Source organism: Kitasatospora sp. NPDC097643, from assembly GCF_040302625.1.
Lineage (GTDB): Bacteria > Actinomycetota > Actinomycetes > Streptomycetales > Streptomycetaceae > Kitasatospora.
This window is the reverse complement of the sequence record NZ_JBEOSA010000046.1, coordinates 32,221-57,993: the sequence shown is the minus strand read 5'-3', so window position 1 is coordinate 57,993 and position 25,773 is coordinate 32,221. Positions and strand designations below refer to the sequence as shown.

At 70.3% G+C, this 25,773-nt stretch carries 27 protein-coding genes; 13 read left to right on the top strand and 14 right to left on the bottom strand.

All coding sequences use genetic code 11. The features are described 5' to 3' along the window. Positions 1–7: 7 nt before the first annotated feature. Complete coding sequence (locus tag ABTY15_RS26240; protein WP_350600191.1) at positions 8–1,222, bottom strand: site-specific integrase; 1,215 nt, start codon at positions 1,220–1,222, stop codon at positions 8–10. A gap of 176 nt (positions 1,223–1,398) precedes the next feature. On the opposite strand from ABTY15_RS26240, the gene ABTY15_RS26235 reads away from it, so the two are divergent. Both ABTY15_RS26235 and ABTY15_RS26230 read left to right on the top strand, forming a co-directional pair. Further along, positions 1,399–2,034: a hypothetical protein gene (locus ABTY15_RS26235; RefSeq protein ID WP_350600190.1), complete on the top strand. Its 636-nt coding sequence runs from the start codon at positions 1,399–1,401 to the stop codon at positions 2,032–2,034. A gap of 265 nt (positions 2,035–2,299) precedes the next feature. After that, positions 2,300–2,989, top strand: coding sequence for a hypothetical protein (locus ABTY15_RS26230; protein WP_350600189.1), 690 nt, complete (start codon positions 2,300–2,302; stop codon positions 2,987–2,989). 27 nt (positions 2,990–3,016) lie between these two features. On the opposite strand, the gene ABTY15_RS26225 is transcribed toward ABTY15_RS26230, so the two are convergent. Continuing rightward, the gene (locus ABTY15_RS26225; protein ID WP_350600186.1) at positions 3,017–3,373 is read right to left on the bottom strand and encodes a hypothetical protein; all 357 of its coding nucleotides are present in this window, start codon (positions 3,371–3,373) and stop codon (positions 3,017–3,019) included. Between the two features lie 204 nt (positions 3,374–3,577). After that, a complete protein-coding gene (locus ABTY15_RS26220) occupies positions 3,578–4,147 on the bottom strand; it encodes a TetR/AcrR family transcriptional regulator (protein WP_350600184.1) in 570 nt (189 codons plus the stop codon). 99 nt (positions 4,148–4,246) lie between these two features. Here ABTY15_RS26220 and ABTY15_RS26215 point away from each other — a divergent pair, with 99 nt between their 5' ends. Then, positions 4,247–5,809: an MDR family MFS transporter gene (locus ABTY15_RS26215; RefSeq protein ID WP_350600182.1), complete on the top strand. Its 1,563-nt coding sequence runs from the start codon at positions 4,247–4,249 to the stop codon at positions 5,807–5,809. Between the two features lie 272 nt (positions 5,810–6,081). Here ABTY15_RS26215 and ABTY15_RS26210 read toward each other — a convergent pair whose 3' ends face one another. Beyond that, positions 6,082–7,332 carry an MFS transporter gene (locus tag ABTY15_RS26210; RefSeq protein WP_350600181.1) on the bottom strand — a complete coding sequence of 417 codons (1,251 nt, stop codon included), beginning with the start codon at positions 7,330–7,332 and terminating at the stop codon, positions 6,082–6,084. A 48-nt stretch (positions 7,333–7,380) separates the two neighbouring features. On the opposite strand from ABTY15_RS26210, the gene ABTY15_RS26205 reads away from it, so the two are divergent. The 3 genes from ABTY15_RS26205 (at position 7,381) to ABTY15_RS26195 (ending at position 10,031) form a co-directional block, all read left to right on the top strand. Then, positions 7,381–7,713: a recombinase family protein gene (locus ABTY15_RS26205; protein ID WP_502893591.1), complete on the top strand. Its 333-nt coding sequence runs from the start codon at positions 7,381–7,383 to the stop codon at positions 7,711–7,713. Positions 7,714–8,031: 318 nt separating this feature from the next. Continuing rightward, the gene (locus ABTY15_RS26200; RefSeq protein WP_350600178.1) at positions 8,032–8,661 is read left to right on the top strand and encodes a TetR/AcrR family transcriptional regulator; all 630 of its coding nucleotides are present in this window, start codon (positions 8,032–8,034) and stop codon (positions 8,659–8,661) included. Further along, positions 8,658–10,031 (top strand): carotenoid oxygenase family protein, encoded by a 1,374-nt coding sequence (locus tag ABTY15_RS26195; protein WP_350600174.1) that lies wholly within the window; start codon positions 8,658–8,660, stop codon positions 10,029–10,031. The genes ABTY15_RS26200 and ABTY15_RS26195 overlap by 4 nt, the downstream gene beginning before the upstream one ends. A 285-nt stretch (positions 10,032–10,316) precedes the next feature. Here ABTY15_RS26195 and ABTY15_RS26190 read toward each other — a convergent pair whose 3' ends face one another. From ABTY15_RS26190 to ABTY15_RS26165, 6 genes are all read right to left on the bottom strand, one after another. Next, entirely contained in the window at positions 10,317–12,257 is a 1,941-nt protein-coding gene (locus tag ABTY15_RS26190; protein ID WP_350600171.1) for an autotransporter, read from the bottom strand. Between the two features lie 74 nt (positions 12,258–12,331). Beyond that, on the bottom strand, positions 12,332–13,765 hold the full coding sequence (locus ABTY15_RS26185) for a glycoside hydrolase family 43 protein (protein ID WP_350600169.1): 1,434 nt from the start codon (positions 13,763–13,765) through the stop codon (positions 12,332–12,334). Positions 13,766–14,033: 268 nt separating this feature from the next. Further along, a complete protein-coding gene (locus ABTY15_RS26180; RefSeq protein ID WP_350600166.1) occupies positions 14,034–14,534 on the bottom strand; it encodes a GNAT family N-acetyltransferase in 501 nt (166 codons plus the stop codon). Then, positions 14,531–14,950, bottom strand: coding sequence for an arsenate reductase ArsC (locus tag ABTY15_RS26175; protein ID WP_350600163.1), 420 nt, complete (start codon positions 14,948–14,950; stop codon positions 14,531–14,533). The genes ABTY15_RS26180 and ABTY15_RS26175 overlap by 4 nt, the downstream gene beginning before the upstream one ends. Positions 14,951–14,985: 35 nt before the next feature. Beyond that, complete coding sequence (locus ABTY15_RS26170; protein ID WP_350600162.1) at positions 14,986–15,735, bottom strand: aquaporin; 750 nt, start codon at positions 15,733–15,735, stop codon at positions 14,986–14,988. Then, positions 15,732–16,115, bottom strand: coding sequence for an ArsR/SmtB family transcription factor (locus ABTY15_RS26165; protein WP_350600160.1), 384 nt, complete (start codon positions 16,113–16,115; stop codon positions 15,732–15,734). The genes ABTY15_RS26170 and ABTY15_RS26165 overlap by 4 nt, the downstream gene beginning before the upstream one ends. 89 nt (positions 16,116–16,204) lie before the next feature. Between ABTY15_RS26165 and ABTY15_RS26160 the strand changes: the two genes are divergently transcribed. Continuing rightward, a complete protein-coding gene (locus ABTY15_RS26160; protein WP_350600157.1) occupies positions 16,205–16,711 on the top strand; it encodes an ArsI/CadI family heavy metal resistance metalloenzyme in 507 nt (168 codons plus the stop codon). 254 nt (positions 16,712–16,965) lie between these two features. On the opposite strand, the gene ABTY15_RS26155 is transcribed toward ABTY15_RS26160, so the two are convergent. Beyond that, complete coding sequence (locus ABTY15_RS26155; protein ID WP_350600153.1) at positions 16,966–17,577, bottom strand: cation efflux transmembrane domain-containing protein; 612 nt, start codon at positions 17,575–17,577, stop codon at positions 16,966–16,968. A 33-nt stretch (positions 17,578–17,610) separates the two neighbouring features. Continuing rightward, positions 17,611–18,150 (bottom strand): Chromate resistance protein ChrB, encoded by a 540-nt coding sequence (locus ABTY15_RS26150; protein ID WP_350600150.1) that lies wholly within the window; start codon positions 18,148–18,150, stop codon positions 17,611–17,613. A gap of 228 nt (positions 18,151–18,378) precedes the next feature. On the opposite strand from ABTY15_RS26150, the gene ABTY15_RS26145 reads away from it, so the two are divergent. Both ABTY15_RS26145 and ABTY15_RS26140 read left to right on the top strand, forming a co-directional pair. Beyond that, positions 18,379–18,948 (top strand): TetR/AcrR family transcriptional regulator, encoded by a 570-nt coding sequence (locus ABTY15_RS26145; protein ID WP_350600148.1) that lies wholly within the window; start codon positions 18,379–18,381, stop codon positions 18,946–18,948. A gap of 93 nt (positions 18,949–19,041) precedes the next feature. Next, on the top strand, positions 19,042–20,220 hold the full coding sequence (locus ABTY15_RS26140) for a GDSL-type esterase/lipase family protein (protein WP_350600145.1): 1,179 nt from the start codon (positions 19,042–19,044) through the stop codon (positions 20,218–20,220). A 33-nt stretch (positions 20,221–20,253) separates the two neighbouring features. Here ABTY15_RS26140 and ABTY15_RS26135 read toward each other — a convergent pair whose 3' ends face one another. Continuing rightward, positions 20,254–21,369: a serine hydrolase domain-containing protein gene (locus tag ABTY15_RS26135; RefSeq protein WP_350600143.1), complete on the bottom strand. Its 1,116-nt coding sequence runs from the start codon at positions 21,367–21,369 to the stop codon at positions 20,254–20,256. Positions 21,370–21,586: 217 nt separating this feature from the next. Here ABTY15_RS26135 and ABTY15_RS26130 point away from each other — a divergent pair, with 217 nt between their 5' ends. Next, the gene (locus ABTY15_RS26130) at positions 21,587–22,462 is read left to right on the top strand and encodes an AraC family transcriptional regulator (protein ID WP_350600141.1); all 876 of its coding nucleotides are present in this window, start codon (positions 21,587–21,589) and stop codon (positions 22,460–22,462) included. Positions 22,463–22,572: 110 nt separating this feature from the next. After that, entirely contained in the window at positions 22,573–22,737 is a 165-nt protein-coding gene (locus ABTY15_RS26125; RefSeq protein WP_350600139.1) for a hypothetical protein, read from the top strand. Between the two features lie 38 nt (positions 22,738–22,775). On the opposite strand, the gene ABTY15_RS26120 is transcribed toward ABTY15_RS26125, so the two are convergent. Next, positions 22,776–23,252: a MarR family winged helix-turn-helix transcriptional regulator gene (locus ABTY15_RS26120; RefSeq protein WP_350600136.1), complete on the bottom strand. Its 477-nt coding sequence runs from the start codon at positions 23,250–23,252 to the stop codon at positions 22,776–22,778. Between the two features lie 67 nt (positions 23,253–23,319). On the opposite strand from ABTY15_RS26120, the gene ABTY15_RS26115 reads away from it, so the two are divergent. Both ABTY15_RS26115 and ABTY15_RS26110 read left to right on the top strand, forming a co-directional pair. Beyond that, entirely contained in the window at positions 23,320–24,243 is a 924-nt protein-coding gene (locus ABTY15_RS26115; RefSeq protein WP_350600132.1) for an alpha/beta hydrolase, read from the top strand. Positions 24,244–24,470: 227 nt separating this feature from the next. Continuing rightward, on the top strand, positions 24,471–25,673 hold the full coding sequence (locus ABTY15_RS26110; protein WP_350600129.1) for an alpha/beta hydrolase: 1,203 nt from the start codon (positions 24,471–24,473) through the stop codon (positions 25,671–25,673). The last annotated feature ends 100 nt before the right edge of the window (positions 25,674–25,773 follow it).

The window sequence follows — 25,773 nt, the reverse complement described above, 5'->3', positions numbered from 1 at the left end:
GCGTTGCTCAGTCCGCGGTCTGGCTGAGGCGGACGGCGGCGAAGGGGTCGAAGGCGCGGTCGCGGGCCGGGCGGACGTAGACGGCTTCGGGGATGCGGGAGTTCTCGGTCCAGCGGCCGGCGGCGTTGAGGTCGCGGCCGCGGACCTTGGCCTCCGCGAGGTCGGTGGCGCCGCCGGCGCGGAGGCCGCGGGAGCTGACCGGGAGGCCTCGGGAGTCGAGGGCGGCCTGGCGGAAGCGCTGCTTGACGATCTCGTTGACGGCGTTGCCCGACAGGGCGTGGCCGCGGGCGGTGGCGTGGTGGCGGGAGGCGAGTGTGCCCTTCTTGGTGAGGGCGCGGAAGAGCGGTCCGCGGGTCACGCCGAGCGTGTGCAGGTAGCCGAGCCAGGCGTGCAGCCGGGGGAGAAGTCGCAGGTCGGGGTGGTCGTGCAGGACGATCTCCTGGTCCTCGTCCTGGTGGGTCTTGTCCTTGGGAAGATAGACGGTGACGGAGGATTGACTGATCGTCAGATCCTCGATCAGCAGGTCGGCGACCTCGATGCGGCGGGCGAGGAAGCGGTAGCCGAGGACGAGCAGCGCCGCGTCGCGCATGCCGATGCCGGTGCGTTCGTCGCAGGCCGCGGCCATGGCGACGACGTGGGGCAGTTGGAGCGGGAGTGCGCGGCGCACCCGGTTGGCGCGGGGGTTCTCGCCGCGGTAGGTGGAGAGGTTCTCCCGGAAGATGGAGGGGTCCGGGCGGTCGCCGCGGGGCTGGACGGCCATGACGTGGCTCATGTAGGCCTCGATGGTGGTGGCCTTGTGGCCCTGGGCCATGAGGTGGGTGCCGTACTCGGTGAACGTGGCGGTCGTGCAGGGTACGGCGATCCGGCCCTCCTGTTCGCACCAGGCGTGGAACGCCTTCGCGACCGAGCCGCGGTTGACCCGGGTGTTCGCGGTGCCCGCCCGCGTGCGGCGCTCCGCAGTCTGTTCGGAGATGCGGAAGTCCGCTTCGCTGTACCGGGGTTGGTCGGCCGTGGTGGCCGGCAGCTCGCCGGGGGCGAGCACGGTGTGCTTGTCGATCACGTAGCGGGCGGCGGTCGTCGTGGGCGGACGCAGAGCGGGCAGTGCGTCCTCGTCCTCCAGGAGCTCCGCCTCGACGACCTCCTCGCGCATGGCCGGCAGCGCGTGGGTCGGGTGGCCGCCGTCGGCCTGGGTCCGGTCGGCGATCTGTCCGGGCTCGGTCATTGCGCGTCCACCCCTCCGCGACGGTTACCTTCTATAAGGGAAATTATAGGAGGTAAGCAGACCCTAAGTCAGAATGACCGTCGAAACCGGTGCCGGACGGACGGGCGAGGAGCCGGTACGGTGGACCCTCGTCAGAACCACATCCATTCTCGTCAGTTGCACCGGGAGTCGCCCACATGGACATCACGATCTCCGTCCGAGGCGCCTCCGAGGAGTTCGCCGAGAAGCTCCTGGCCTTCCTCGCCCCCTACCGCGACACCGTCACGGTCGAGGACGACAGCGCCTGGACCCCCGACCGCATCGCCCGCTACTTCCTCGCCCTCCCACCCCGCGCCCAGCGCATCCTCGAGGAGGCGGTCAGCCGCGGCGGCTACGTCAGCTCCGACGCCCTGCGCGGCGACGACGGCGCCGGCAGCCTCAAGGGTCACAGCGCCGGCCTCAAGCGGATCCTCGACCGCGGCATCCGCGAAGGCTGGTGGCCCGCCACCCTCCAACTCCCCGTCCAGGCCCAGGGACCAGGCTTCGGCAAGGTCCTCGGCTACAAGATCCCCGAGCCCCTCCACGAGGCCTTCCGCGACGTCGTCCTCACCCTCCCCACCACCCGCGGCCGCACCCTCGCCACCGAGATCACCCGCCACGACCCCGACACCCCCTGGGACCCCGACCTCGCCCGCACCACCCTCACCACCCACGGCCTCACCACCGACCCCGAGGCCGCCCGCACCCTCCTTCGCCACCTCGCCGACACCGGTCTCCTCACCAAGACCCGCTCTGAGCAGCCCAGTTACCGCCTCGTGGGCAGTCGCTACTGAATCCTCGAAACCGTCCCCGGCTCCGCGGTCGACGGGCACACGGACCCGGAGTCCGCAACCCACTCCGAGAGTTCCGCGGTGGCCACCAGCACGTCCTGCGAATGATCCGGCGAACGGTACGAACACCAGACGCTGCCAACCCGACACCGAGGTCCTCAGTGGGGCCCGGTCCCGAGGTCGGGCATGGTCAGCTGGGCAGCTGGAACTTGACCCACAACTCCGAGGTGCGGTTGGTATCGCGCTGGAAGTCCTCCCCTGGACGCCGATGCTCTCCCCGATCGACTACTGCGTGCTCGCCCCGCCCTACTGCAACGAGCCCACGGCCTTCTCCTCCTCCTTCCTGCACCGTGGCGGTGTCGTCCTCGCCGTCCTCGCCACGGCCACCCTCCTGGCCGTCCTCCATCACACCCTCCGCCGCTCCCGACCTGGTGCCCAGGCGGCCCGTCCTCGCCGCGGCTTGGTGCGCCAGGTCCCGGTCGTCCTGGCCGCCGGTGTCGCCGCCGTGATGGCGACCACCTTCGCCCTGGGGCAGATCGTCGTACCGGCTGTCGCGAGCGGGAGCACGCCGTCCACCTTCGACCGGCAGGGCGACGGGGTGGTGAAGCTGACCATCTACCGGCCCTCCGGCGAGCCGGACGTCGCGGGCATGCGAGCCACCCTGGCCCGGGCGGGAGTTCGAGCCCGGATCTACGCGGGCGATCCCACCTGCAAGGGACCGCAGTGGCAGGTCTACCGGACGCAGGAGCAGGCCGAGCAGGCCCATCGGGGCTTGGCGCAGGCCTCGAGCCTGGGCGTTGAGAACGGCGAGGAGGTGTGGATGATCCACCCGGACAAGATCCCTGCTGATCGCACCCTGGCCCTCCTCTACCCACGGGGCTTCGACGCGCGCGGGGCGGGCCACTCCGTGGCGCTGGTGCCGGGCGATGGCCCCGACTGCTTCTACGTCCCGAGGTGAGTGCCGGGAGCGGTCAGCCGGGAGCGGTCAGCGGAACACCTTGATGCAGACCTCGTCGGCGTAGTCCATCGGTTCCTGCGTCTTCTCGACGCCGGCGCAGATGAGCACGCCGTTGGGGTAGTTCCGGCCGCTGAGCTGCCTCATGTAGACGGTGGCCGGCCGCTCGATCCAGTCGGTCCACTCCCACTCGACGTTCGTGCCGCCGTACCGCACCTTCGCGAAGTAGAAGCCCGAGCGGCGGTGGCCGAACTGGGGGCTGACCATGACGTCCGAGACGTGCAGGCCCCTGCCGATGACCTTGATGCACGTGCCGTGGGAGCACCTGGCGACGGTGGCGGAGGCGCTGCCGCCGGTGAGCAGCGGCAGGGTCATGCCTGCCGCCAAAGCTGCCAGGATCGCTCCCCGGCGGAGTCGGTGAATCCGGGACAGGCGCATGGAATCCCCCAAGTGCGAGTGCTGTCAGTGGAGTTGGTGCTCCTTTGGTGCCAGGCACCAGCATGTCCCGGGGGGTCGGCGCGGGGATTGTAGAAATGCGAAGGTCGCCGGTGGGCTTCGCGCGCGAGTGGCTGTGTGTGTGGGGTGTCGCGGTCAGCGGAGCAGGGGGAGGAAGACGGTGTCGACGATCTCCTCGAGGACGTGGTCGGGCACCGGGGCGAAGGTCGTGAGGAACTCGTGGCGCAGCAGGTCGAAGGGGAGGGACTTGATGCGTTCGGTGAGGTGTTCCTGGGTGATCTCGCCGCGGGCGACGGCGCGGTCGAAGAGCGTGTCGAGGGCCTCCTTGCGTCCCGTCACGAGGGGGTCGCGCAGGTTGGCGGGGCTGGTGCCGGTCGCCTGGTGGTAGCCGGCGAGCTGCACGCTCATCACGGTGACGAGCTGGACGCGGGTGGCGTTGATCTCCCGCATCAGGGTGAGGACGTCCTCGCGCAGGCTGCCCGTGTCGGGGATGTCGAGGCGGTGCTTCGCCAGGGTGTGGACGATGGCCGCCCGGGCGAGGTCCTCACGGTCCGACCAGCGGCGGTAGAGGACGGGCGGGCTGGTGCCCGCGCGCTTGACGACGGCGTCCATGGTGAACCTGGCGTAGCCGTTGTCCGCGAGTTCCTCCCAGGCCGCGTCGAGGAGGGCCTTCTCCAGTGCCGGTCCGCGGCGTCGCTCGGCCATTCGCCAGTACTCCCTTAGATAGAGTTGCCTTTCTTATTCTAGCGCCCTACTCTGGGCACCGTAAGATAGAGCTCTGTATCTAAAGGTGGTTGCTTGCTCGTGAGTACTCCCGACCGCACCGACCCCAACCGCACCGACCCCGACGGCGCGGACCCCGCCGTGTGGCGCATCGCGATCGCCGTCATCGTGGGCGCCCTCGCCGTCGTCTTCGACACCACCATCGTCAGCGTCGCCCTCGGCGACCTGGCGAAGGACCTCGACGCCCCGCTGTCCACCATCCAGTGGGTGGGCACCGGCTACCTGCTGGCGGTGTTCGTCACCATCCCGCTCGCCGGATGGGCCCAGTCACGGCTGGGCGGCAGGCGGCTGTGGATCGCGTCGCTCGGCGTGTTCCTGCTCGGCTCGATCCTGAGCGCGCTGGCCTGGGACGCGACCAGCCTCATCGCCTTCCGCGTCGTCCAGGGCGCGGGCGGCGGCATCATGATGCCGCTCACCGTCACGCTGATCATGCAGGCCGCCAAGGGCCGCAGCATCGGCAAGGTCATGGCCGTCATCACCGTGCCCACCGCGCTCGGCCCGATCCTCGGCCCGGTCCTGGGCGGCCTCATCCTGCACCTGGCCGACTGGCGCTGGATGTTCCTGGTCAACATCCCCTTCTGCGTCCTCGGCGGCCACCTCGCCCGGCGCAACCTGCCCGACGACCGGCCCGCACCCGACCGCCCGCGCGCCCGCCTGGACGTCGTCGGCCTGCTCCTGCTCTCCCCGGGCGTCGCCGCCCTCATCTACGGACTCTCCCGGGTCGAGGGCCGTACGGGCTTCGCCGGCGCCACCGTCCTCGTCCCGCTGCTCGGCGGCCTCGCCCTGGTCGGCGGCTTCACCGCCCGGTCCCTGACCCGCCCCACCGGCGCCCTGGTCAACCTGCGACTCCTCCGCCACCGCACGCCGGCCGCCGCCGCCACCCTCCTCTTCCTGGGCGGCGTCGCCCTGTACGGGCCGATGATGCTGCTGCCGCTGTACTTCCAGCAGGTCCGCGGCCAGGACGCCCTCGGCGCCGGACTGCTCCTCATCCCCCAGGGCGTCGGTGCGCTCCTCGCCCGCACCCTGGCCGGCACCTGCACCGACCGCTTCGGCCCCCGCCCGGTCGCCCTCGCCGCCTTCGCCGTCGTGACCGCAGCCACCGTGCCGTTCGCCTTCGTCACCGCAGACACCGCCGGCACCGGCACGATCCCGCTCATGGTCGCCCTGCTCGTCCGCGGCATCGGCATGGGCGCCGCCATGATCGCGCTCAGCGGCGCCGCCTACATCGGCCTCGCCCACCAGGAGATCCCCGACGCCAGCATCATCACCCGCATCGCCCAGCAGATCGGCGGCTCCGTGGGCATCGCCGTCCTCACCGTCGTCCTCCAGCACACCACCGGCGACGCCCACGCCCCGGCGGCCCTGGCCGCGCCGGCCGCTCTGGCCAACGGCTTCGACGACGCCTTCCGGTGGTCGGTGGCCCTCACCGCCCTTGCCCTCCCGCTGTGCCTGCTCCTGCCCGGCCGCCCGGGGACGCAGGCCCCCGCATCCGAGGCCGCATCCGAGGCCGCATCCGAAGCCGAGGCGACGGATCGACGAGCAGGCTCAGCCCCCGAGGTGACTCAGGAACAGACAAGCCGATAGCAGTAGCCGGGTGTGCATCCGGCCTCGGGGAACATCGGTACAGCGGTTATCGGCGAGAGCGATCATGATCGGCTAGCACAGTGATCCACTTCGCCGCCGAGCGGACCCGGCACTGCCGGGCGATCTGGTGGCGACGCTGGTCAACCTGCTCGGCCGCTACAGCGTCACCGCCGGCGTCCCGTCCGTCGGCGCCTGCGCCCGCTGCGCGACCCGGACGCGCCGGAGCTGGACGAGGACGACGAGGTAGAAGGCTTCTGACACCTAACTCGCGGTCATCCCGTCACTTCCGCAGCAACACCTGGTTGCGGCCGGGTCCGCATGCCCCAGCGGGCAAGAGATGGACCGACAGCGCCCAGTGCCGCGAAGAACATCGCCAGCAGCAGCCAGCCTGTCGTGCGGAGGCCGAGTACCACCGTGGTGAGGATCGCGGGGGCGAGAGCCTGGCCCGCGCTGAAGCCGAGACCGAAGACACCTTGGTACTGGCCCTGTGCGTGGTCGGGGGCAAGACCGAAGCCCAGGGCGAAGGCCGCCGATGACTCCCAAACCTCTCCCAGACTGTGGACGAAGATCGCGGCCAGGACCAGTCCCGCCGCCGCCCAGACAGGGGTGTACGCCGCCAGTGCCATCATCGGGCAGCTGACGAGGAAGAGCAGCCCCGCCGTGCGAAACGCCAGGCCGCCATCGTGCGGGGTCTCGATACGCGAGCCGATCCTGGTCTGCATCAGCACACAGAACAGGGAGTTGACGGCGAACAGCGCGGCCACCGTCCAGCGCGGCGCCTCGGTGTGCTCGGAGATCCAGATCGGCAGGAGTAGTGAGACCACCGGGTACTGCAGTCCCATGGCCCCGTAGAGGGCGGTGAACGCGAGGAAGGGACGATCCGCGAGGACGGGCCAGCGCCGCTGTTGCGGTGGTGCTGCCAGTACCGGATAGCGGGGCAGCAGGAGCAGAAGCACCGCGCACAGGGCGAAGCTCGCCGCGTTGCCGAGGATCAGCGTGACATAGGCGCCGCGGGTGTTCGCGGCCAGCGCCAGCCCCGCACCCACCGTTCCCAGGACGACGCCCAGGTTGACGAACGTGCGCAGCTTGGCACGGAACAGGGCCGGGCGCTCACCCCCGACCCGGACCACCAGCGCGCCCCACGCCGCCCCACCAACCGCCGCGGCGATCTGGTCGACCGTCGCGATGATCGTGAGCGCGGCCCAGCTCTCGACGAGGACGAGGGCCGCCATCGACACGGCCTGGACCGCGAGGGCCAACATCATGATCGTTCGAGCCCCTCGCCGATCTGCGAGATGCCCGCCTGGTATCCCCGCGCACAGACCGATCACTCCGGCGATGGTGAGCGCGGCACCGACCTGCACCGCGGGCAGGCCCACGACCAAGGTGAAATAGAGCGCTGACGCCGCGTTGAACAGACCATTGCCGACTCGGTTGACGAAACTGGCGGCGACCAGCACGCGCTCCGGCCTACTGTCCCCCGCCATCCGGCCTATTCGACTCGCTAAGTTGCCCTTGATCATGGATGGCACGCTAACAGCGGTCGCTGATCCGGCGGAAGTAGCACCGAGATCACGTGCTCTGGTTCCGCCAGGGGCCCGAACCAGGACCGCGCCACCCCCGAGGAATCTGTCATCTGTCGCCTCGTCTTCCACGTCTTCGCCGCCCTGGCAGAGTTCATCCGCGAACTCATCGTCCAGGGCACCAACGAGGGCCTGGCCGCCGCCCGCGCCCGCGGCTCCCGACTGGGTCGCCCGCCGGCAATGACCCCCGACCTGCGGACCCTGTGGAGATCGTGCCGTTCTTCTTCGCCCGCGCGAACAGCGACCGCAGGGCGACCAGGGTGTGCTTGCGCCGCGAGCCGTGGACGGTGGCCAGGTGGGCGAGGACGTCGTCGCGGGTGACCTCGCGCAGGTGGTCGTAGCGGTTCGACCATTCCAGCAGTACCGGCCGCAGTCGGTTGAGGTAGCCCCAGACGGTTGCCACGTCCCGGGGCTGGGACCGGGGGCCGCCGTCGTGCAGGGTCCGGGCCCAGTCCTGGACGTCCCGCCGGATGCCGGCCGCGAGGCCGTCGAGCTTGGACTCCAGCCGGCGGTCGAAGGAGGACGGCCGGTCGTCGAGGAAGACGTCGATGTGGTCGAGTACTTCCGTGGTGCGTGGGGCCGTCGGCGAGCTCCTCAAAAAGTTGGGTAACAACGTTACCCATGGGATACGGTGTTTCCGTGAACACGCCTTACCAGGAAGCTCAACGCACCGGGCAAACGGCCGTACGCACCACGATCCTTGACCACGCCATAGACCTGCTGGTCACGGAGGGGCCGGCCGCGCTGACGATGCGGCGGATCGCCACCGGGATCGGCGCCTCGACCAAGGTCCTGTACACCATGTTCGGCGGCAAGGAAGGCCTGGTCGATGCGCTCTACCGGGAGGGGTTCGCCCGCCTGCGGCGGGTGCAGCAGCAAACCTCGCGGGCAGAGGACCCGTTGACTCGACTCAACGATCTCGCGGCCGCCTACCGCGCACACGCACTTGCCGAGCCGGCCTACTACCGGGTGATGTTCGAGCAGGCGGTCCCCGGATTCCAGCCGAGTGCCGAGGCCTTGGGTGCGGCCGAGAGCGCCTTCGACGCCTCCGTGGCTGCTGTTCAGGCATGCATCGACTCCGGCGTGTTCGGGCCGGGAGACGCGTATGAGATCTCAAAGATCCTGTGGGCGGCGGCACACGGGGCGGTGAGCCTGGAGATCGCGGGCCACTTCCCGCCGGAGGCCGCAGCCCGCCGCTTCGACACACTGATGACGGCGGTGGGACGGGCATTCCTCGCCGCCGAGCAGGGACAAGGACGGACGCCATGACGATCAACCGCTATCTGTCGGGAAGTTTCGCACCGGTCACCGAGGAGGTCACCGCGTTCGACCTGCCGGTCACCGGCCGGATCCCGGCCCACCTCAACGGCCGCTATCTGCGAAACGGTCCCAATCCGCTTGGTATCGACGACCCTGTCGCCCACATCTGGACGCTCGGCCCCGGCATGGTGCACGGCGTCCGCATCCGCGACGGCCGTGCCGAGTGGTACCGCAACCGCTGGGTGCGATCATCCTCCGTCGCCGACCGGCTGGGGGAGCCACGCCGGGGGACTCCCGTCGACGAGCGGCTGGACATGGCGCCGAATGTACAGGTCGCGGGGCTCGCGGGCCGCACGTTCGCCCTGTTGGAGGGCGGGATCCGCCCTTACGAACTCAGCTACGACCTCGACACGGTAGGCCCCTGCGACCTGGGGGCGACTCCCGAGGGCTACAGCTCCAACGCCCATTCCGTCTTCGACCCGCACACCCGGGAGCTGCACTCGCTCGCCTTCCTGTACGGCTCGCAGTACGTCCAGCACATCGTCATGAACGAATCCGGCACGGTGGAGCGGACCACTCTGATCCATACGCCCGGGAATCCCTACATGCACGACTTCGCGCTGACCGAACACCATGTGGTCCTCTTCGACGCGCCCGTGGTGTTCAGCGCCGCCCAGCTGCCGACCGGAGTCCCCTTCGTCTGGGACGAATCCCACCAGGCACGGGTGGGCGTGATGCCACGCACGGGCGGCGAGGTGCGCTGGTTCGAGGTCGCCCCCAGCCTGGTGGGGCACACGCTCAACGCCTACGACGACGGCACGGACGTGGTCATCGATATCGTCCGGCACCCCGAGGGCTTCAACATCAGGGACTTCGGTACCAGCCGTCCCACCCTGGACCGCTGGCGGGTCGACCTGGTCGCCGGAAAGGTCCGGGAAGACCGGCTGGACGACCGTATCCAGGAGTTTCCGCGGGTCGACTCCCGTTGTGTCGCCCGCTCCCACCGGTACGGGTACTCGGCCGCGGTCGAGCTCTACGCGCCGCCGACCGGCCCCGGGGACCCGCGGCCGAACGAGGGGTTCAGCAGTGCACTGCTCAAGCACGACCTGGTACGCGGCACGACTGAGGCGCATGAGTTCGGCCGGTTCGGGGCTGTGGGCGAGGGCGTGTTCGTCCCCGCGGAGTCGTCCCTCGCCGAGGACGACGGATACGTGATGGCGTACGCGCATGACGCCGAGCGCGGCGCGGCGGATCTGGTGATCCTCTCGGCCCAGGACTTCACGGGCGAACCGGTCGCCCGCATCCACCTTCCCGTACGAATCCCTCTCGGCCTCCATGGCAACTGGGTCCCCGGAGACCCGTGGAACGCCTGCTCCTAGCATTCCAGCCGGGTATCTCCATTCCTGCTGGTCAACGCTCTGGGAGTGGGGAGTGCAGTGATGCGGAGGAGGGTGGGGGCGGTCTTTGCCGGACCGTTCCACCACCGGGTGACCGCGCCGCATGTAGTGACAGTGGCGGGCTTGTGCCTGGTGACGGCGGCGCCACCGCGACCAGCTCAGTGCGTGGCCGGCCATCACGGCCAGGAACGCGTGGGCGAGCATGGCGAGGGTGATGTGCCGTTACCAACCCGCGTACCCGTGCGAAGTGCTTTTGGTGGGCTGGTGTCAGTGGCCGCGCGGGCGGTGGCGGCCGATGGGCCCGTGTCTGCGCCGGATCCTGAGGGCGAGGAGGACGAGACCGGCCGCGGCCGCCAGGGCGGCGGCGACCGGAGCGAGCGTCCCCCAGGCCGTACCGCCCGGGCGGGTGGCGGCCGTGCTGTCGGTGGACCCCGTCGGGGCCGAAGGGTCGGCCTGGACGGGGACCCCGTTCGTGGAGCTTGTCGGCGGAGAGGCGGATTCGACGGCCGCCGTCGTGGCCGTCAGCTCGATGTGACCGGCCGTGCGGGCGACCGAGAAGGCCGTTCCTCCCACGCTGAGGGTGTCGCCGGAGAGCGCGGTGTCCTGCGAGCCCACGGTGAAGTTCTGGACCCCGCCGGGCAGGATGATCTTCGCGCCGGTGACGACCTCCAGCTTGCGCAGCGTCGTCGATTTCGCCGCGCCGAGGTCGAGGACCGCGGACGCATCGGTGAGGGCGACCCCGCTGGACGAGGCGAGCGAGGCACCGGCCACCGCGAGCGTCCCCTTGGCCACGGTGGTGGCGCCGGTGTAGGAGGCGGCGGTCAGCGTCGTCGTCGCGGTGCCGTTCTGCGTGACCGATCCGGAGCCGGACACCGCCGGGAGGGTGACGGGCGTCCGGACGTTCTGAATGATCAGCGAGCCCTCGTCGCTGATCGCGTCGAGAGCGCCCTTCGTGTAGAGACTTCCGTCCGCTCCTGCCGTCCCGGATCCGAGGCGCAGCGTGGCACCCCGCTGGACGGTGGTGGAGCCGTCGTAGAACTGCGCGGCGGCGAAGGTGACGTCGTTCCCGGACGTGCCGGCGATGACGATGTCGCCCGCCCCGGGGGCGGCGAGGGTGTCGTGGTACTTCCCGCCGCCGATGGGCAGGCCGAGGGTGACCGGGCCGTTGTAGTCGAAGGTCAGCCGCGAGCGCTGCGAGTTGGCGTGCAGGTTGATGTACGCGGTTTCGGCCGTGCCCGGCATGAAGATCTGGTGGGTGGTGCCGTCCCCCCACTGGACGTCCGCACCTTCGATGTTGGTGCCGCGCTTGTTCAACTGGTGGGCGACCGGTACCAGGTTGAGGTTGCCGTTGCTCAGCCCCGGCGAGGCCGTGCCGGTGTTGTCGCTGTAGCTGTAGGTGCCCGTCAGGACCACCTTGCTGCCGGGCCGGGAGTGGACGTTGACGTCGTTGCCGTATTCGCGGCTGTAGAAGTTCTGGCGCTGGACGACCGTCTGGTTCAGCGGGGTGTCGATGATCCACGAGCCGCGGTTGAGGACGGCCTTGGCGTTCGGCAGGTCGGCCGCGCAGGTGGTGGCGGCGTAGTTGGCGCCGGTGCCGATGTCGAGCACCCCGGAGAAGGGACTGCTTCCGCACAGCTGGAGCGTCCCCCACATGTTGCGGGGCTGGAAGATCGTCCCGGAGCCGCTGATGGTGCCCAGGTTGAACAGCCGCGTGAGCGACAGGTTGAGCGTGCCGTCCACCCGGATGTTGTCCTGGTTCTGCGGGTATCCGGGCGAGTTGTAGGGGAAGGCGCCGATCAGGCCCGTGGTTCCACCGTTGCCGTACTGCAGGGTGGCGCCGGCGTCGACGGTGATCGCCGGACGGTCGGGGTTGCTGACGACCACATAGGGGTGGTTCCCGCCGGGAATGCTGACGGACTGGCCCTGCTGGGAGCCGGGCAGGGTGAAGGTGCTGTCCTTGGTGAGGATCAAGGTGCCCGTGCCGGAGACCCGCAAGGACCCCTGCCCGCTGATCACCCCTGAGTAGGTGTGCGACCCGGGCGGTACGTTCACGACGGCGTTTCCGCCGAGGACCACGTCGCTGTTGGCGAGTATCGACGCGGTGATGTCACCGTCGGCCGCGACGGCGCCGGTCGGCGCCAGGGCCACGGGCACGGTCGTCGCCGCCACGATCGCGGACGCCAGCAGGGCATGCCATGAACGTTTCATCGGGGTGCTTCCTGGTGCGGGCAGAGAAGGGTGATGCCGGCGCTCTCCTCGGAGGCGCCGGCATCCCGGTCGGGTCAGCTGGTCACGCGGAAGGTGGCGTCACCACGTCCGGTCGCGGTGGTGATCGGGTCGAGCTTCAACTCGTACGCGTAGTGCCGGATGTAGTGGTCGGGGTGGTTGTACGACTGGAACGACGACCAGGTCGGGTCGGCGAGCCCGGCGACCTGACGGAAGGTCGCGTCCTCGGCGAGCTGGCTGCTGCCGTCGTTGTGGACCAACTGGAAGTCGTAGTCGGAGTGCCGCAGGAAGTACCCGGGGAAGTTCACCGACTCGAACGAGACGGTGCCGCTGCCCGCGAGGCCCGGGCGCAGCCGGAACCGGGAGTCGTCGACGGGGCTGACGTTCGGGTCGATGCGCGCGTCGAAGTTGGTGTGCCGCACGTACCGGTCCTGGAAGTTGAACGACTGGAGCCGCTGGGCGGGGGTGTCGGTCCAGCGGGCGAGCACGCGGCTCTCCTCGGCGGCCGTCAGGTTGAGGATCCAGCCGTGGCGCTTCTTCGTGCCGCCCATGTCGTAGTCGCCCGACGCCTGCCGCTGGTAGACGGCCGGGTTGGACGGGTCGGTGGTCAGGACCGGCATGTAGCCGCCACTGCTGGCGTACTGGTCGAGGTAGAGCGCCCACTTGTCGGTGCCGTTGAACCTCATCCACATCGGGCCCTCCACCTGGGAGCCGGTGAGGCCGATGCCGGAGAGGTTGCCGAGGTCGGTCCACGTCCCGAGGATCGAGTCGCTGCCCTCAAGGGTGATCTGCCCGTCACCGGAGGCCCGCACGTAGCGGAAGGAGCCGACGCCTGACGGCACCTCGATGATCTGGGTGTCGATGATGTTCTGGGTGCCGGGGCGGTCGATGTACACCTGCGGGGTGGTGATGGTGCGGAAGTCCGACGTGCGGGCGGCGTAGATGCGGTGCTTCAGTACGCCGTTGAGGGTCGCGTTGGTCGCCCAGTACAGGACGTAGCTGCTGCTCGCCGGGTCCCAGATCGCCTCGGGCGCCCAGGCGTTGCGGCCGTCGGGGATCGCGCCGGCGACGTTGAGCAGCCACGGCTGGGACCAGGTGGCCAGGTCGGTGGACTCCCACACCACCAGGTTGCGGCTGGCGTTGTTCACGGCCTGGTCCCAGTTCTGCCCGCAGCCGATGCACAGGTCGGTCGCGATGATCCAGTACCGGCTTCCGTCGGGCGAGCGCACCAGTGCGGGGTCGCGCACGCCTTGCGTACCGACGGTGGAGCGCAGGACCATCCCGCCGCCGTTGAGGTCGTTCCAGTGCACGCCGTCCGTGCTGTGCGAGAGGTACATCTGCTGACCGGTCGAACCTTCGCCGATGAAGTGCACCATCAGGTAGCCGGGAGCGGCGGCCGCGGCCTGCTGGGAGGCGGCCGCGGCCAGGCCGGTGAAGAGCAGGCAGACGGCGAGTGCCATCGCCGACAGCCGTGCGCGAAGCGCGGGCATGGACATCTCCTGTCGATCTGCAGTGCCACCGGGCGGGTGGGTCCGGGCAGCGGTGTGGGCTGAACCGGAGGTGGCGTCACTGTTTCGCTCTGGAGAGAGTGTTAACGCTAACAATTCAGCGGACAAGAAGTCGGGTCGGCCGTTACCCAACCTTGACGGGTCGCGCACAAGTCTCCTGAAGGCATCTACGACCCCACCGGGACGGGCGCGATGTTCTTCGCCGTCCTGGCGGTGGCCGCACCGCCGTCCGTCCCAGCGGTCCGGCGGGTCAGGAGACGGCGGGGCTGCGTCGCTCGATGAGGACGACGTCGCGCCAGCGTCCGCCGTGCTTGCCGAGGCGTTCGCGGGTGCCGACCACGCGGAAGCCCGCCTTGACGTGGAGGGCGAGGCTGGCGGTGTTCTCCGGGAAGACGCCGGACTGCACGGTCCAGATCCCGGCGGCGTCGGTGGAGGCCAGCAGTGCCTCCAGCAGCGCCAGGCCGACACCGCGGCACCGGGCGTCGGGGTGGACGTAGACGGAGTGCTCGACCACCCCGGCGTACGCGCACCGGTCGGAGACCGGCACGACGGCGGCCCAGCCCAGCACCCGGTCGCCGTCGAGGGCGACCAGGCGGTGCTCGGCGAGCCGGGAGGCGTCGAAGGCCTCCCAGGTCGGCGCGGTGGTCTCGAAGGTGGCGTCGCCGCCGTCGATGCCGGCCTGGTAGATCGCCAGCACCTGGTCGGCGTGCTCGGGGAGCATCGCGGCGACGGCCACCGAGGGGGTGGTCATGCGGCGGCCTCGATGCCGAGTTCGGCGAGCAGGCCGCGGATGAGCTGCTCGATCTGGTCGCGGATCGGGCGCACGGCCTCGACGCCCTGGCCGGCCGGGTCCTCCAGCTTCCAGTCCAGGTACCGCTTCCCGGGGAAGTACGGGCAGGCGTCGCCGCAGCCCATGGTGATCACCACGTCGGAGGCCTGCACCGCCTCAACGGTCAGCACCTTGGGCACCTCGGCGGAGATGTCGATTCCGACCTCGGCCAGGGCCTCGACCACGGCCGGGTTCACGGCGTCGGCCGGGGCGGAGCCGGCGGAGCGGACCTCGATCCGGCCTGCGCCGAGGCGGGTGAGGAAGGCGGCGGCCATCTGGGAGCGGCCGGCGTTGTGGACGCAGACGAACAGCACGGACGGGACGGCGGGAGTGCTCACGGGTTCTTCCTTCGGGGCAGGGGTGGGACGGGGATTCAGCGGCCGGTGGCCGTGGGGTGGTGCTCGCCGTGCGGGACCACGACGTCCTCGGCGGCGGCCACGGTGGGGCGGCCGAACAGCACGGCGACCAGGGCGACACCGACCACCAGGCCGACGAGCTGGGCGCCGATGAACGTCGGCACGGAGGCGGGGGCGATGCCGGCGAAGGTGTCCGTGAACGCGCGGCCGATCGTTACGGCGGGGTTGGCGAACGAGGTACTGGAGGTGAACCAGTACGCGGCGCCGATGTAGGAGGCGACCGCGACCGGGGCGAAGTGTGCGCGGCCGGCGCGGGCCAGGCCGAAGATCAGCAGGACGAGCCCGGCGGTGGCGACGACCTCGCCCAGCCACAGGTGCGGCGCCGATCGGTCGTGGGTGGACCAGTGCACCAGCGGCTCGGCGAACATCGCGTCCGCCAGCACCGCCCCGCCGATCGCCCCGAGGATCTGCGCGGGCAGGTAGGCGGCGACCTCGCGCAGGGTCGGGCCGTCGCCGTCACGGCGGCCGGTCCACCAGGCCGCCAGGGTGACCACCGGGTTGAAGTGCGCGCCGGAGACCGGGCCGAGCAGAGCGATCAGCACCCCGAGGCCGAACACCGTGGCCAGGGAGTTGGCCAGCAGCTGCACGCCCACGTCCTGGGAGAGCTTGGTGGCCTGGATGCCGGAGCCGACCACGACCGCGACCAGGGCGCCGGTGCCGACGAGCTCGACCGCGGCCCGGCGCCCGAGCGGAGCCATCTCGGTCATCTCGCGCTCCCCGCGGTGTTGTCGGCCGGGGCCTGGAGCAGGGCGGACAGCCGGGCGAGCGCGGCGGGCAGGACCCAGTAGTAGACCCAGGTGCCGCGGCGCTCGGAGCCGACCAGGCCGGCCTCGCGGAGCACCTTGAGGTGGTGGGAGATGGTCGGTTGGGAGACGTCGAACGGGCCGGTCAGGTCGCAGACGCAGGCCTCGCCGCCCTCGTGCGAGGCGATCAGGGACAGCAGCCGCAGCCGGACCGGGTCCGACAGGGCCTTGAACATCTTCGCCAGGTCGGCGGCGGTCTCTTCCCCGAGTGACTCGCGGACCATCGGCGAGCAGCACGCCGACGCATCGTCCTGGCCGAGCACCGGCAATTCCAGATTCGACATACGCCTATGTTGACAGTCATCTATTCAGAGAGGCAAGCTCGCTGTATCGACAGACGTCGAAACAAGGATCTCGGATCGGGGAGACCGCCATGTCCCGTGTTCAGCTCGCCCTGCGCGTCGCCGACCTCGAAGGCTCGATCGCCTTCTACTCCAAGCTGTTCGGCACCGAGCCGGCCAAGCGCCGCCCCGGCTACGCCAACTTCGCCATCGCCGAACCCCCGCTCAAGCTCGTCCTCATCGAGGGCGAGACCGGCGAGGACACCCGCCTGGACCACCTCGGCGTCGAGGTCGAGACCACCGAACAGGTCACCGCCGCCACCACCCGCCTCAAGGACGCGGGCCTGGCCACCTTCGAGGAGAACGACACCTCCTGCTGCTATGCGCTCCAGGACAAGGTCTGGGTCCACGGACCGGGCAAGGAGCTGTGGGAGGTGTACGTCGTCAAGGGCGACGCCGACACCCTCGGCAAGGGCGCCGCCGCGCCGGACGCCTGCTGTGGCACCACCGCCTGCTGCACCTCCGACGAGCAGGCCATCGACCCGGCCCAGGGCCCGGCCGAGGCGAAGGCCGCCGCCGGCTGCGCGTGCGGCAGCTGAGGCCCAGGGCGGCCGGGAGGCGGGCAAGCACGGGGGCGGCGCCGGACCGGGTGCTGACCGGCCGTCAGCCCCGGCCTGCCCATCAGTCAGAAACTCCACCGGCACGCGGCGGACGGTAGTCCCCAGCCGACCGGCTCATCCGATCTTCCGCCGAAACCCGGCCCTGCAGGCGATCACTGTGGTGGTGCGAAGGGCCCCGGGACGCCGAAGGGCCCCGGTGGTCGCCGGGGCCCTTCGCGCGCGGTCGGCGGCGCTCAGTGGTCGCCGGAGAAGATCTCCTTCACCTCGCGCACCGCGTAGTAGACCAGCACATACCCGGCCAACGGATCGGCCCACCAGAGCCCGGCCAGAGCATTGAGAACCAGACCGACCAGCACGGCGGCGGCCAGCAGGCCGTCGATCAGGGTGACGCGGCCCTCGGTCTTCAGGACCGGGTTGTCCAGGGCCGCGCCGGTGCGGGCCTTGCCGAACGCGAGGGTGAACATCACCACTGCGGTGATCGCGGTCCAGACGATCCCGAGCACCGAGTGGTGCGGGCGGAAGCCGGCCACCAGCACCCAGGTGGACTGCACCAGCAGGTACACCGCCAGCAGCGCGAAGCCCACACCGATCAGCTTGAGCGCACGCTTCTGGCGCTCCTCACCGGTGCCGGACAGCTCCCAGACCACCACCGTGGAGGCGCCGATCTCGATCAGCGAGTCCAGGCCGAAGCCGGCCAGCGCCACCGACTTCGCGGCGATCGCCGCGACGGCCAGCACCACGATGCCGACCACGTTCCAGCCCAGCGTGGCGTACTCCAGGGCGAAGCCCCGCCGCAGCAGCGCCGCGCGGGGCACCCCGACACCCTCAGATTCTTCTCTCGTCACGCATTGAGAGTAACCACCGTTAGATTTCTTCTCTCACGCATAATCGGTCTCAGTTGCGTAGACGCGCTCGGCGAAGCCCTCCAGAGCGGCCGAGCACGCCTGCAGCTGCTCGGCGGTCTCCTGCTGGCGGGTGGCGCCGAATCGGTCACGGGCACGGATCTTGTCGAACCAGGACTTCAGCTTCGCCAGGTCCTCGTCGTTCTCCTCCAGCTCGGCGTAGGTGAAGTGCTCCTCGGCGGTCTCCTCCTCGATCTCCGCCAGGAAGTCCCGGCAGCGGCCGAGCACCTCGGCGTACTCCTCGTCCCGGGCCGCGTTGAACGCGGCGACCACCTCGCCCTGCCCGGCCAGCGCCTCGGCCCGCAGCAGCTGAGCGGTGCCGCCCATCTCGCCAATGTCGTTGCGCAGCACCCGCAGCGCGCGCTCCGCCTCCGGGGAGGCCGGCAGGGCCGCCAGCGAGTTCTGCAGGTACACCGCACCCAAGGCCTTCAACCGCCGCCACACCCCGGCCCGCAGCCGGGTCGGTTCGGTGGGAATCCGGTAGCTGAGCAGCAGCCATTCGATCGCATCCGCCATGCCGCCAGTCTGCCCGCCCGGGGATCGGAGCCCGGCACGCGGCCTACTCGCCAGGCGCGGATGGTAGGCGCCGTGCAGGGCGGAGGTGAGCTCGGCCTGTTGTTGCTACTGGCCGTTCCGATCCTTCTCGGAGGCCAGCGCGGCAAATCCTAAAGTGATACGGCATTTGCCTATAGTCTATAGGTAGATGTGTACTGGCCATAGGGATGCCGAGAGTAGGCGATGGTGATGGTTCGGGCAGGACTGAGCCCGGAGCGGCTGACGCTGGCTGGTGCGGAGCTCGCCGATGAGGCCGGTTTCGACCAGGTGACCCTGTCCGCGCTCGCCCGGCGTTTCGACGTGAAGCCGGCGAGCCTGTACTCGCACCTGAAGAACTCCCACGAGCTCAAGACCCGGATCGCGCTGCTCGCGCTGGAGGAACTCGCCGACCGGGTGGCCGACGCCGTGGCCGGGCGCGCGGGCAGGGACGCCCTGACCGCCTTCGCGAACGCCTACCGGGACTACGCCCGAGCACACCCCGGCCGGTACGAAGCAGCCCGGTACCGACTCGACCCGCAGACCGCCGCAGCCAGCGCCGGCGTCCGGCACGCACAGATGACACGGGCGATCCTGCGCGGCTACGACCTGGCCGAGCCGGACCAGACGCACGCGGTCCGCATGCTGGGCAGCGTCTTCCACGGCTACGCCACCCTGGAGGCGGCCGGCGCCTTCGACCACACGGACATCGCCGCACAGCAGTCCTGGGCCTGGACCCTGGACTTCCTCGACACCGCACTGCGGAGCCGGTCCACCCCCTGACCGGCCGGCTGGCACCCACGACGGTTTCCCCACCCCGACACCCCACCCCACCCCACCCCGACCCGACACCCCGGAAGCAAAAGGCGTGAGGCAATGAGCACCGAACAGACCCTGATCACCACCCCCCTCACCGCCGACTTCCTGCGCGGACACCTCGACGTCGAAGAGACCGCCCACGGCCTGCTGCCGCACCGGCTACCGGCCTGGGCGCGCCGCCAGATTCCCGACGACCGGCTGGCCGTGGCCGAGGCCCAGCCCTCCGGTGTCCGGCTGGCCTTCCGTACCAGCGCCACCACCGTCGACCTGGTCACCCTGCCGACCAAGCGCGTCTACCAGGGCTTCCCGCCCCCGCCGGACGGCGTCTACGACCTGCTCGTCGACGGCCGGATCACCGCCCGGGCCACCGTGGACGGCGGGAACCTCCACACGATCACCGACATGCAGACCCAGACCGCGGAATTCACCCCGGGCCCCGCGGGCGTCGCCCGCTTCACCGACCTGCCCGTCGGCGAGAAGGACATCGAGATCTGGCTCCCGCACGCCGAGATCACCGAGGTGATCGCCCTGCGCACCGACAGCCCCGTGGAGCCGGCCCAGGAGACCGGGCGCCGGGTGTGGCTGCACCACGGCAGTTCCATCAGCCACGGCTCGAACGCCGTCTTCCCCAGCACCACCTGGCCCGCCCTGGCCGCGTCCGCCGGCGGGGTGGAGCTGATCAACCTCGGATTCGGCGGCAGCGCGATGGTGGACCCTTTCACCGCGCGCGCGATGCGTGACACCCCCGCGGACCTGATCAGCGTCAAGCTCAGCATCAACGTCGTCAACGGCGACGCCATGCGCCTGCGCACCTTCGCCCCCGCCATCCACGGCTTCCTCGACACCATCCGCGAGGGCCACCCCACCACCCCCCTGCTCCTGGTCTCCCCCATCCTGTGCCCGACCCACGAGAACACCCCGGGCCCCCTCATGCCGGACCTCTCCAGCGGAACCCTCCGGTTCAGGGCCACCGGTGATCCGGCCGAGACCGCCGCCGGACGGCTGACGCTCACGATCGTCCGCGATGTCGTCGCCGGCATCGTCGAGCAGCGGTCCGCCGAGGACCCCAACCTCCACTATCTCGACGGACTCGACCTCTACGGCGAGCACGACCACGACGAGCTCCCCCTGCCGGACGCCATCCACCCCAGCCCCGAAGGACACCGCCGCATCGGCGAGAACTTCGCCGAGCTCGTCTTCGGGAACAACGGCCCCTTCGCCCTCACGACCGACTGACCCGGACACCCGCGGCCGTCGAGCGTGACCGGCTCAGCGCAGTCCGCTGTAGGCGGCCATCACGATCTCCATGCCGCGGTTGTCCTCCTGCCGGTCCCGGTCGATCATCTGGTTCATGACGTAGGCCACCGTCATGCGTGAGCCGGGATCGCTCACGACCAGTGAGCCGCCCCAGCCGCCCCAGCCGAAGGTGTTGCCGAACTTGCCGAAGCCCACCGTCCAGGACATCGGCGTCCGCAGGACGCGGTCGTCACCGCGGAACACCTCCTGCCACGCGGGCTCGCAACCTCGGGGGGACAGCAGTCGCACGCCGCCGGCCGAACCCCGGTTCGCCAGTACCGACTGCACCAGGGCGACGGAGCGAGCGTTGCCGAAACCGTTCACCGCCGGGATCTGCGCACGGCGCCAGGCCAGGGAGTTGGCGTGCTTGACCCGGATCGCCACACCGGTGTTCTCCCGGCGTGTACCGTCCGGTCCGAGCGGTGTGCCGGCGGCGTACTCGTCGGTCAGTGACGGCGGCGGGATGAGCGGTGCGACGCGGTGGTCGTGTTCGGTGGAGAGCCCGATGTGGAAGTCAGCGCCGAGCGGTTCGGTCACCTCTTCGGCGAAGAACTCGCCGAGACCGCGGCCGGTGATGCGGCGGACGATCTCACCCATGAGGAAGCCGAAGGTGAGCGCGTGGTAGCCGGCGGCCGTTCCCGGCTCCCATGCGGGCGCCTGCGCGGCCAGCCCGGCCGTCACGCGCTCCCAGTCGTAGAGCTCCTCGACCGTCGTCGGCCCGGACAGGTCCGGCAGCCCCGCGGTGTGCGACAGCACGTGCCGCACCAGCACGTTCTCCTTGCCGGCCGCGGCGAACTCGGGCCAGTAGGCGGCGACCGGCGCGGACAGATCGAGCTCGCCCCGGTCGGCCAGGATCAGCGCGCACAGGGCGGTCATGTTCTTGGTCGTCGAGTTCACGCCGGTGATGGTGTCGCGCTCCCAGCTGACGGAGCGGTCCGCGTCGGCGTACCCGCCCCAGATGTCGACCACCGGCTCGCCGTCGACGTAGACGGCCGCCGAGGCACCCACGTCGCCCTTGCCGAGCAAAGCCGCAAGGGCCGCCCGGACTGCCTCGAACCGCGGCTCGCACAACCCCTCAACGTCAGTCATGGGCGTCAGCCTCGTGCAAGGCTGGGGCTTCCAGCCCGACAATTCCCGTACCGGTTCTGTCGGGCGGGGCGCGCTCGGATCCTCTCTACTCCAGCAGGGCGGCTCGACGCTGCGCGGTCGGGCTGTCGGACCCCTCGGTCGGCCGCTCCTGTCTTCGTCTCTGTTTGGCAGGGTGGGCGTTCCTCAGTGGAGACGCAAGAAGGAAGGACGGATCCGCGTGCTGGAGCGGCTGAATCAGGCGCTGGACCACCTGGAGGCATGCCTCGACCGGGAGATCGACATGGCGGAGGTGGCCCGGATCGCCGCGGTGTCGGAGTACCACTTCCGGCGGCTGTTCTCCGCGCTCGCCGGGATGCCGCTGCCGGTCTACGTGCGGCGGCGACGGATGACGCTCGCCGGGGCCGAGGTGTCGGCCGGGGAGCTGTCGCTGCTCGATGTCGCGGTGCGGTACGGGTACAGCTCGGGCGAGGCGTTCGCCCGGGCGTTCCGGTCGGTGCACGGCATCGGGCCGGGCGAGGCCCGGCGCACGGGCGCGGTGCTCACCGCGCAGCCGCGCATGTCCTTCCGGGTCGTCGTCGAGGGAAGTACGCCCATGCGCTACCGGATCGTGGAGAAGGAGCCCTTCCGGGTCCTCGGCAGGAAGGCCCAGGTCCCGCTCGTGCACGAGGGGCTCAACGCGGCCGCCGCGGCACACCTGGAAAGCCTGGACAAGCAGGCAATCGCGCGGATGAAGGAGCTGGCCGGCCAGGAGCCGGACGGGATCCTGTCGGCGGTGGTGTACCTGACCGACAGCCGGGAGGAGGGCGCCGAGGCGGACTACTGGGTCGGCGTGGTGACCGGTCCCGAGGTGGCGGCCGAGGAGCTCGACGCCCTCGACGTGCCGGCCGGGACCTGGGCGGTCTTCGACAACCACGGGCCCTATCCGAGTGCCCTTCAGGAGCTGTGGCGAGACGTGTTCACGCAGTGGTTCCCCTCGAACCGGTACACGAGCCGGCCAGGCCCGGAGCTCCTGCGGACGCAGCCGGTCGAGATCGGCGCCGAGACCGACTCCCAGCTGTGGATCCCGGTCGAGCGGGGCAGCGGGAACGCCTAGGCGGGAACATCGAGGCCTGAACACCGAGGCGTGAACACCGAGGCGGGAACACCGGCAGCCCACGCCCCGGGAAGGCTCGGCTCGCCGGCGCGTGTGCCATGCTCGCGGGCGTGGAACTGACGACCGAGCCGGCCGCGATCGGCGTCACCGGGCGCCTCGGGATCGTGCGTCCCGGCGTTCCCTCCGCCACCGTCGTCACGGCGTACGGGCAGCCGTCCGCCGAGGAGCGAAGAGGCGTCGGTCCGGGGCGGGCCCTGATGGTGCGCCGGGGTTGACCAGGACGTGGCCGGTTTCGACCAGGCGGTGAAACGCGTCAGCCTGTGGGTGTGCCGATCTGGTCGCGTTCCAGGAGGGAGCGCAGCTCCGAGAGGGCCTGCGCTGCGGCCGTGAGGGGCGACGCCGCGAGCGCATCCGGGATCAACTCGGCCAACCGCTCGGTGAAGGTCCGTTCTGCCGCGTCGACCAACTGCAGGCCGTCGTCGGTCAGGGTCAGCAGTGACGACCGGCGATCGGACGGATTCGGCTGGCGGGCAACCCATCCCTGTCTCTCCAGGCGGTCGATGCCCTTGCTGGTGGCCCCGATGCCGACGGCGAACTCGGCGGCCAGGTCTGCCACCCGGGATTCGGGACGGTCGCGGAGGTAGCGCAGGAATTCGAACTGCGAGGTGACGATCCCGTGCCGCTCTCGGAGACGGTCGCTGAGGGCGTTGTACAGACGCGTCTCGCATCGGACGAGGTCGGCGAAGAAGCCCGGGAGGTCGACCGTCTCATCGCCTGCTTTAGATGCCACGGCATATAGTCTACATTACATGCCTCAGCATATAGTGCCGAGGAATCTACTGACGGTGGGAGCACACATGAGCAAGGAACAGCGCGCGCAGGTCAACGTGATGCTGCGGCAGCCCCGACCCGAGGGTCCCCAGTCGGTCGAGGCGATCCGAGCCGGATTCAGGGCGATGATGGCCCGGATGGCCGTCCCGGACGGCATCCGCATCACGCAGACGACGCTCGGCGGCCGGCCCGCACTGCACATCGAGCCGGAAGACGGCCCGCGCACCGGGACGATCCTGTACTTCCACGGCGGCGGCTACGTGTTCGGGTCCCCCGAGACCGCACTGTCACTGACGGGGCACCTGGTGGCCAGGACCGGCTTCAGGTCGTACTCGCTGGACTACCGGCTCGCCCCCGAGCACCCGTTCCCGGCCGCGATCGAAGACGCACTGAGCGGCTACCGCGCCCTCCTCGACAGCGGCGAGGACCCTTCGACCGTCGCGTTCGCCGGGGACTCCGCCGGCGGCGGCCTCACCGTCACCACCTGCCTCGCCGCCCGCGACGCCGGCCTCCCGATGCCCGCCGCCATCGTGGCCTTCTCACCCGGCCTCGACGCCACCCGGACGGGCGAGAGCATGGACACCAAGGCGGGCATCGACCCGTTCTTCACCCGCGAGAGCCTGGGACACACCGGGGACATGTACCTGGCGGGAGCCGACCCGCACCAGCCCACGCTCAGCCCCGCCGTCCTCGCCGACCTGACGGGCTTCCCGCCGATGCTCCTCCAGGCGGGCACCGACGAAATGCTCCTGGACGACTCCACCCGCACGGCCGCCCGCGCCCGTGCGGCCGGGGTGGACGTCATCCTCGACATCACCGCCGACGTACCCCACGTGTTCCAGTCCTTCGCCGGTGTACTCGACGAGGCCGACCAGGCGCTGGACCGGGCAGCCCTCTTCCTCACGCAGCACGTCCACGCTCCCGACACGGCGGCCACGTCAGCCCGGTAGAGCACGGAGCCGTCCGGCCGTACAGCAGGCTGGGCGGCGCCGCGCTGCGCAGTGAGAAGAGTGCTCCCCCGGGTGCGCCCCGCCGATCGGAGGAGCGGCGCCCACCCGATCAGTCACCATCCGAGCGCCCCACCGCCCCGGCTCCCCGTACGGCCCTGGGACGGCGGAGATGCTGACCACCCCCGGGAACAGCCGTTCCCCAGGGCGAACAGCCATCGGAGGCGACCATGCCGCAACTGACTACCGTCGACCACAAGGTCAAGCACAAGTCGACCATCCCGGCGAACTTCGGCGACGAGATCGAGCTCTTCGTACGGGAGTACCAGGCCGTCGGATCCAGCGGCACCCCCAAGCCGGTGCTCATGCTCCACGGCAGGAGCGTTCCGGCCCTCCCCGGCTTCGACCTCGTGCTCCCTCCCAAGGGCGGCTCCCCGCACCCGGACACCAGCTACAGCTGGGCGCAGTTCCTGGCGGGCAAGGGCTACGACGTGTTCGTCATGGACCTCCAGGGCTCCGGGCTCTCCCCCCGCCCGAAGATGGAGGACCCGTGCAACGCCAACCCCGCCCAGCGGGGCCTCCTGGAGACCAATCCCGGTACGGGGACCTGCTCCCCGACCGCGCCCTACCCGCACCAACTGGGCAACTCCCAGAGCGAATGGGACGAGCTGGCCACCGTCGTCAAGTTCATCAGGGCGCGGAGCAGCAACGAGAAGGTCTCCTTCGTCGGCTGGTCCGCGGCCGCGTTCGTGATGGGTCCGTACGCGCTGCAGAATCCCGGGGACGTGGCGAGAATGTTCCTTCTCGCGCCCATCTTCCCGCCGGCCGGCCGATGGTCGACGCACCCCGAAGCGCCCTTCGCTCCGCCTCCCGGCACGGGTCTGCCGACGCAGCCCGAGTCCAAGCCGCCCGCGGTCTTCGGCTTCCCGATGAACCTGACCAGCAAGGCGGGCCTGCAAGCCACCATCAGTGACAAGGAGCTGGCCGACCACGTGTGGCAGCTCATCATGGACTGCGACAGCACCGGCCAGAAGTGGGGCGGCCCCACCGCGGGGGCACCCGAAGGCGTCATGCGGTGGCGCAACTCCTACTGGTGGGGCTGGAACACGAGCACCGTGCCGTACGGCTCCACGCTCGGCACCGCTGTGCCGGTGTGCATCGTCTACGGAGACCAGGACACGACCGCCAACACGTCGGAGCAGCTGGGGTCGGTGCTGCACTTCTCGGTTCCGGAGCTCTACAAGGCGATTCCGGGTGCCGACAAGCTGATGATCCGCGTCGAGGGCTGGGACCACAGTCCGGTCTGGGAACGCCGGGCCAACCAGGTCCTGCAACAGATGTCCTGGAAGTGGCTCGACGACAAGAAGGTCTACGGCGTCGACAGCGGAAGCTGGGCCATGGACACGGACGGCGTGGTGTCGGAAGTGGATTGAGGCCCCCGGCCGCGGATGACCCGGGGACGGGCCGTCGAACTCCTCGAGACCGGGGCCTTGCCGCTGAGGCCACCTCACCTGCCGGCGACTGCACACGGTG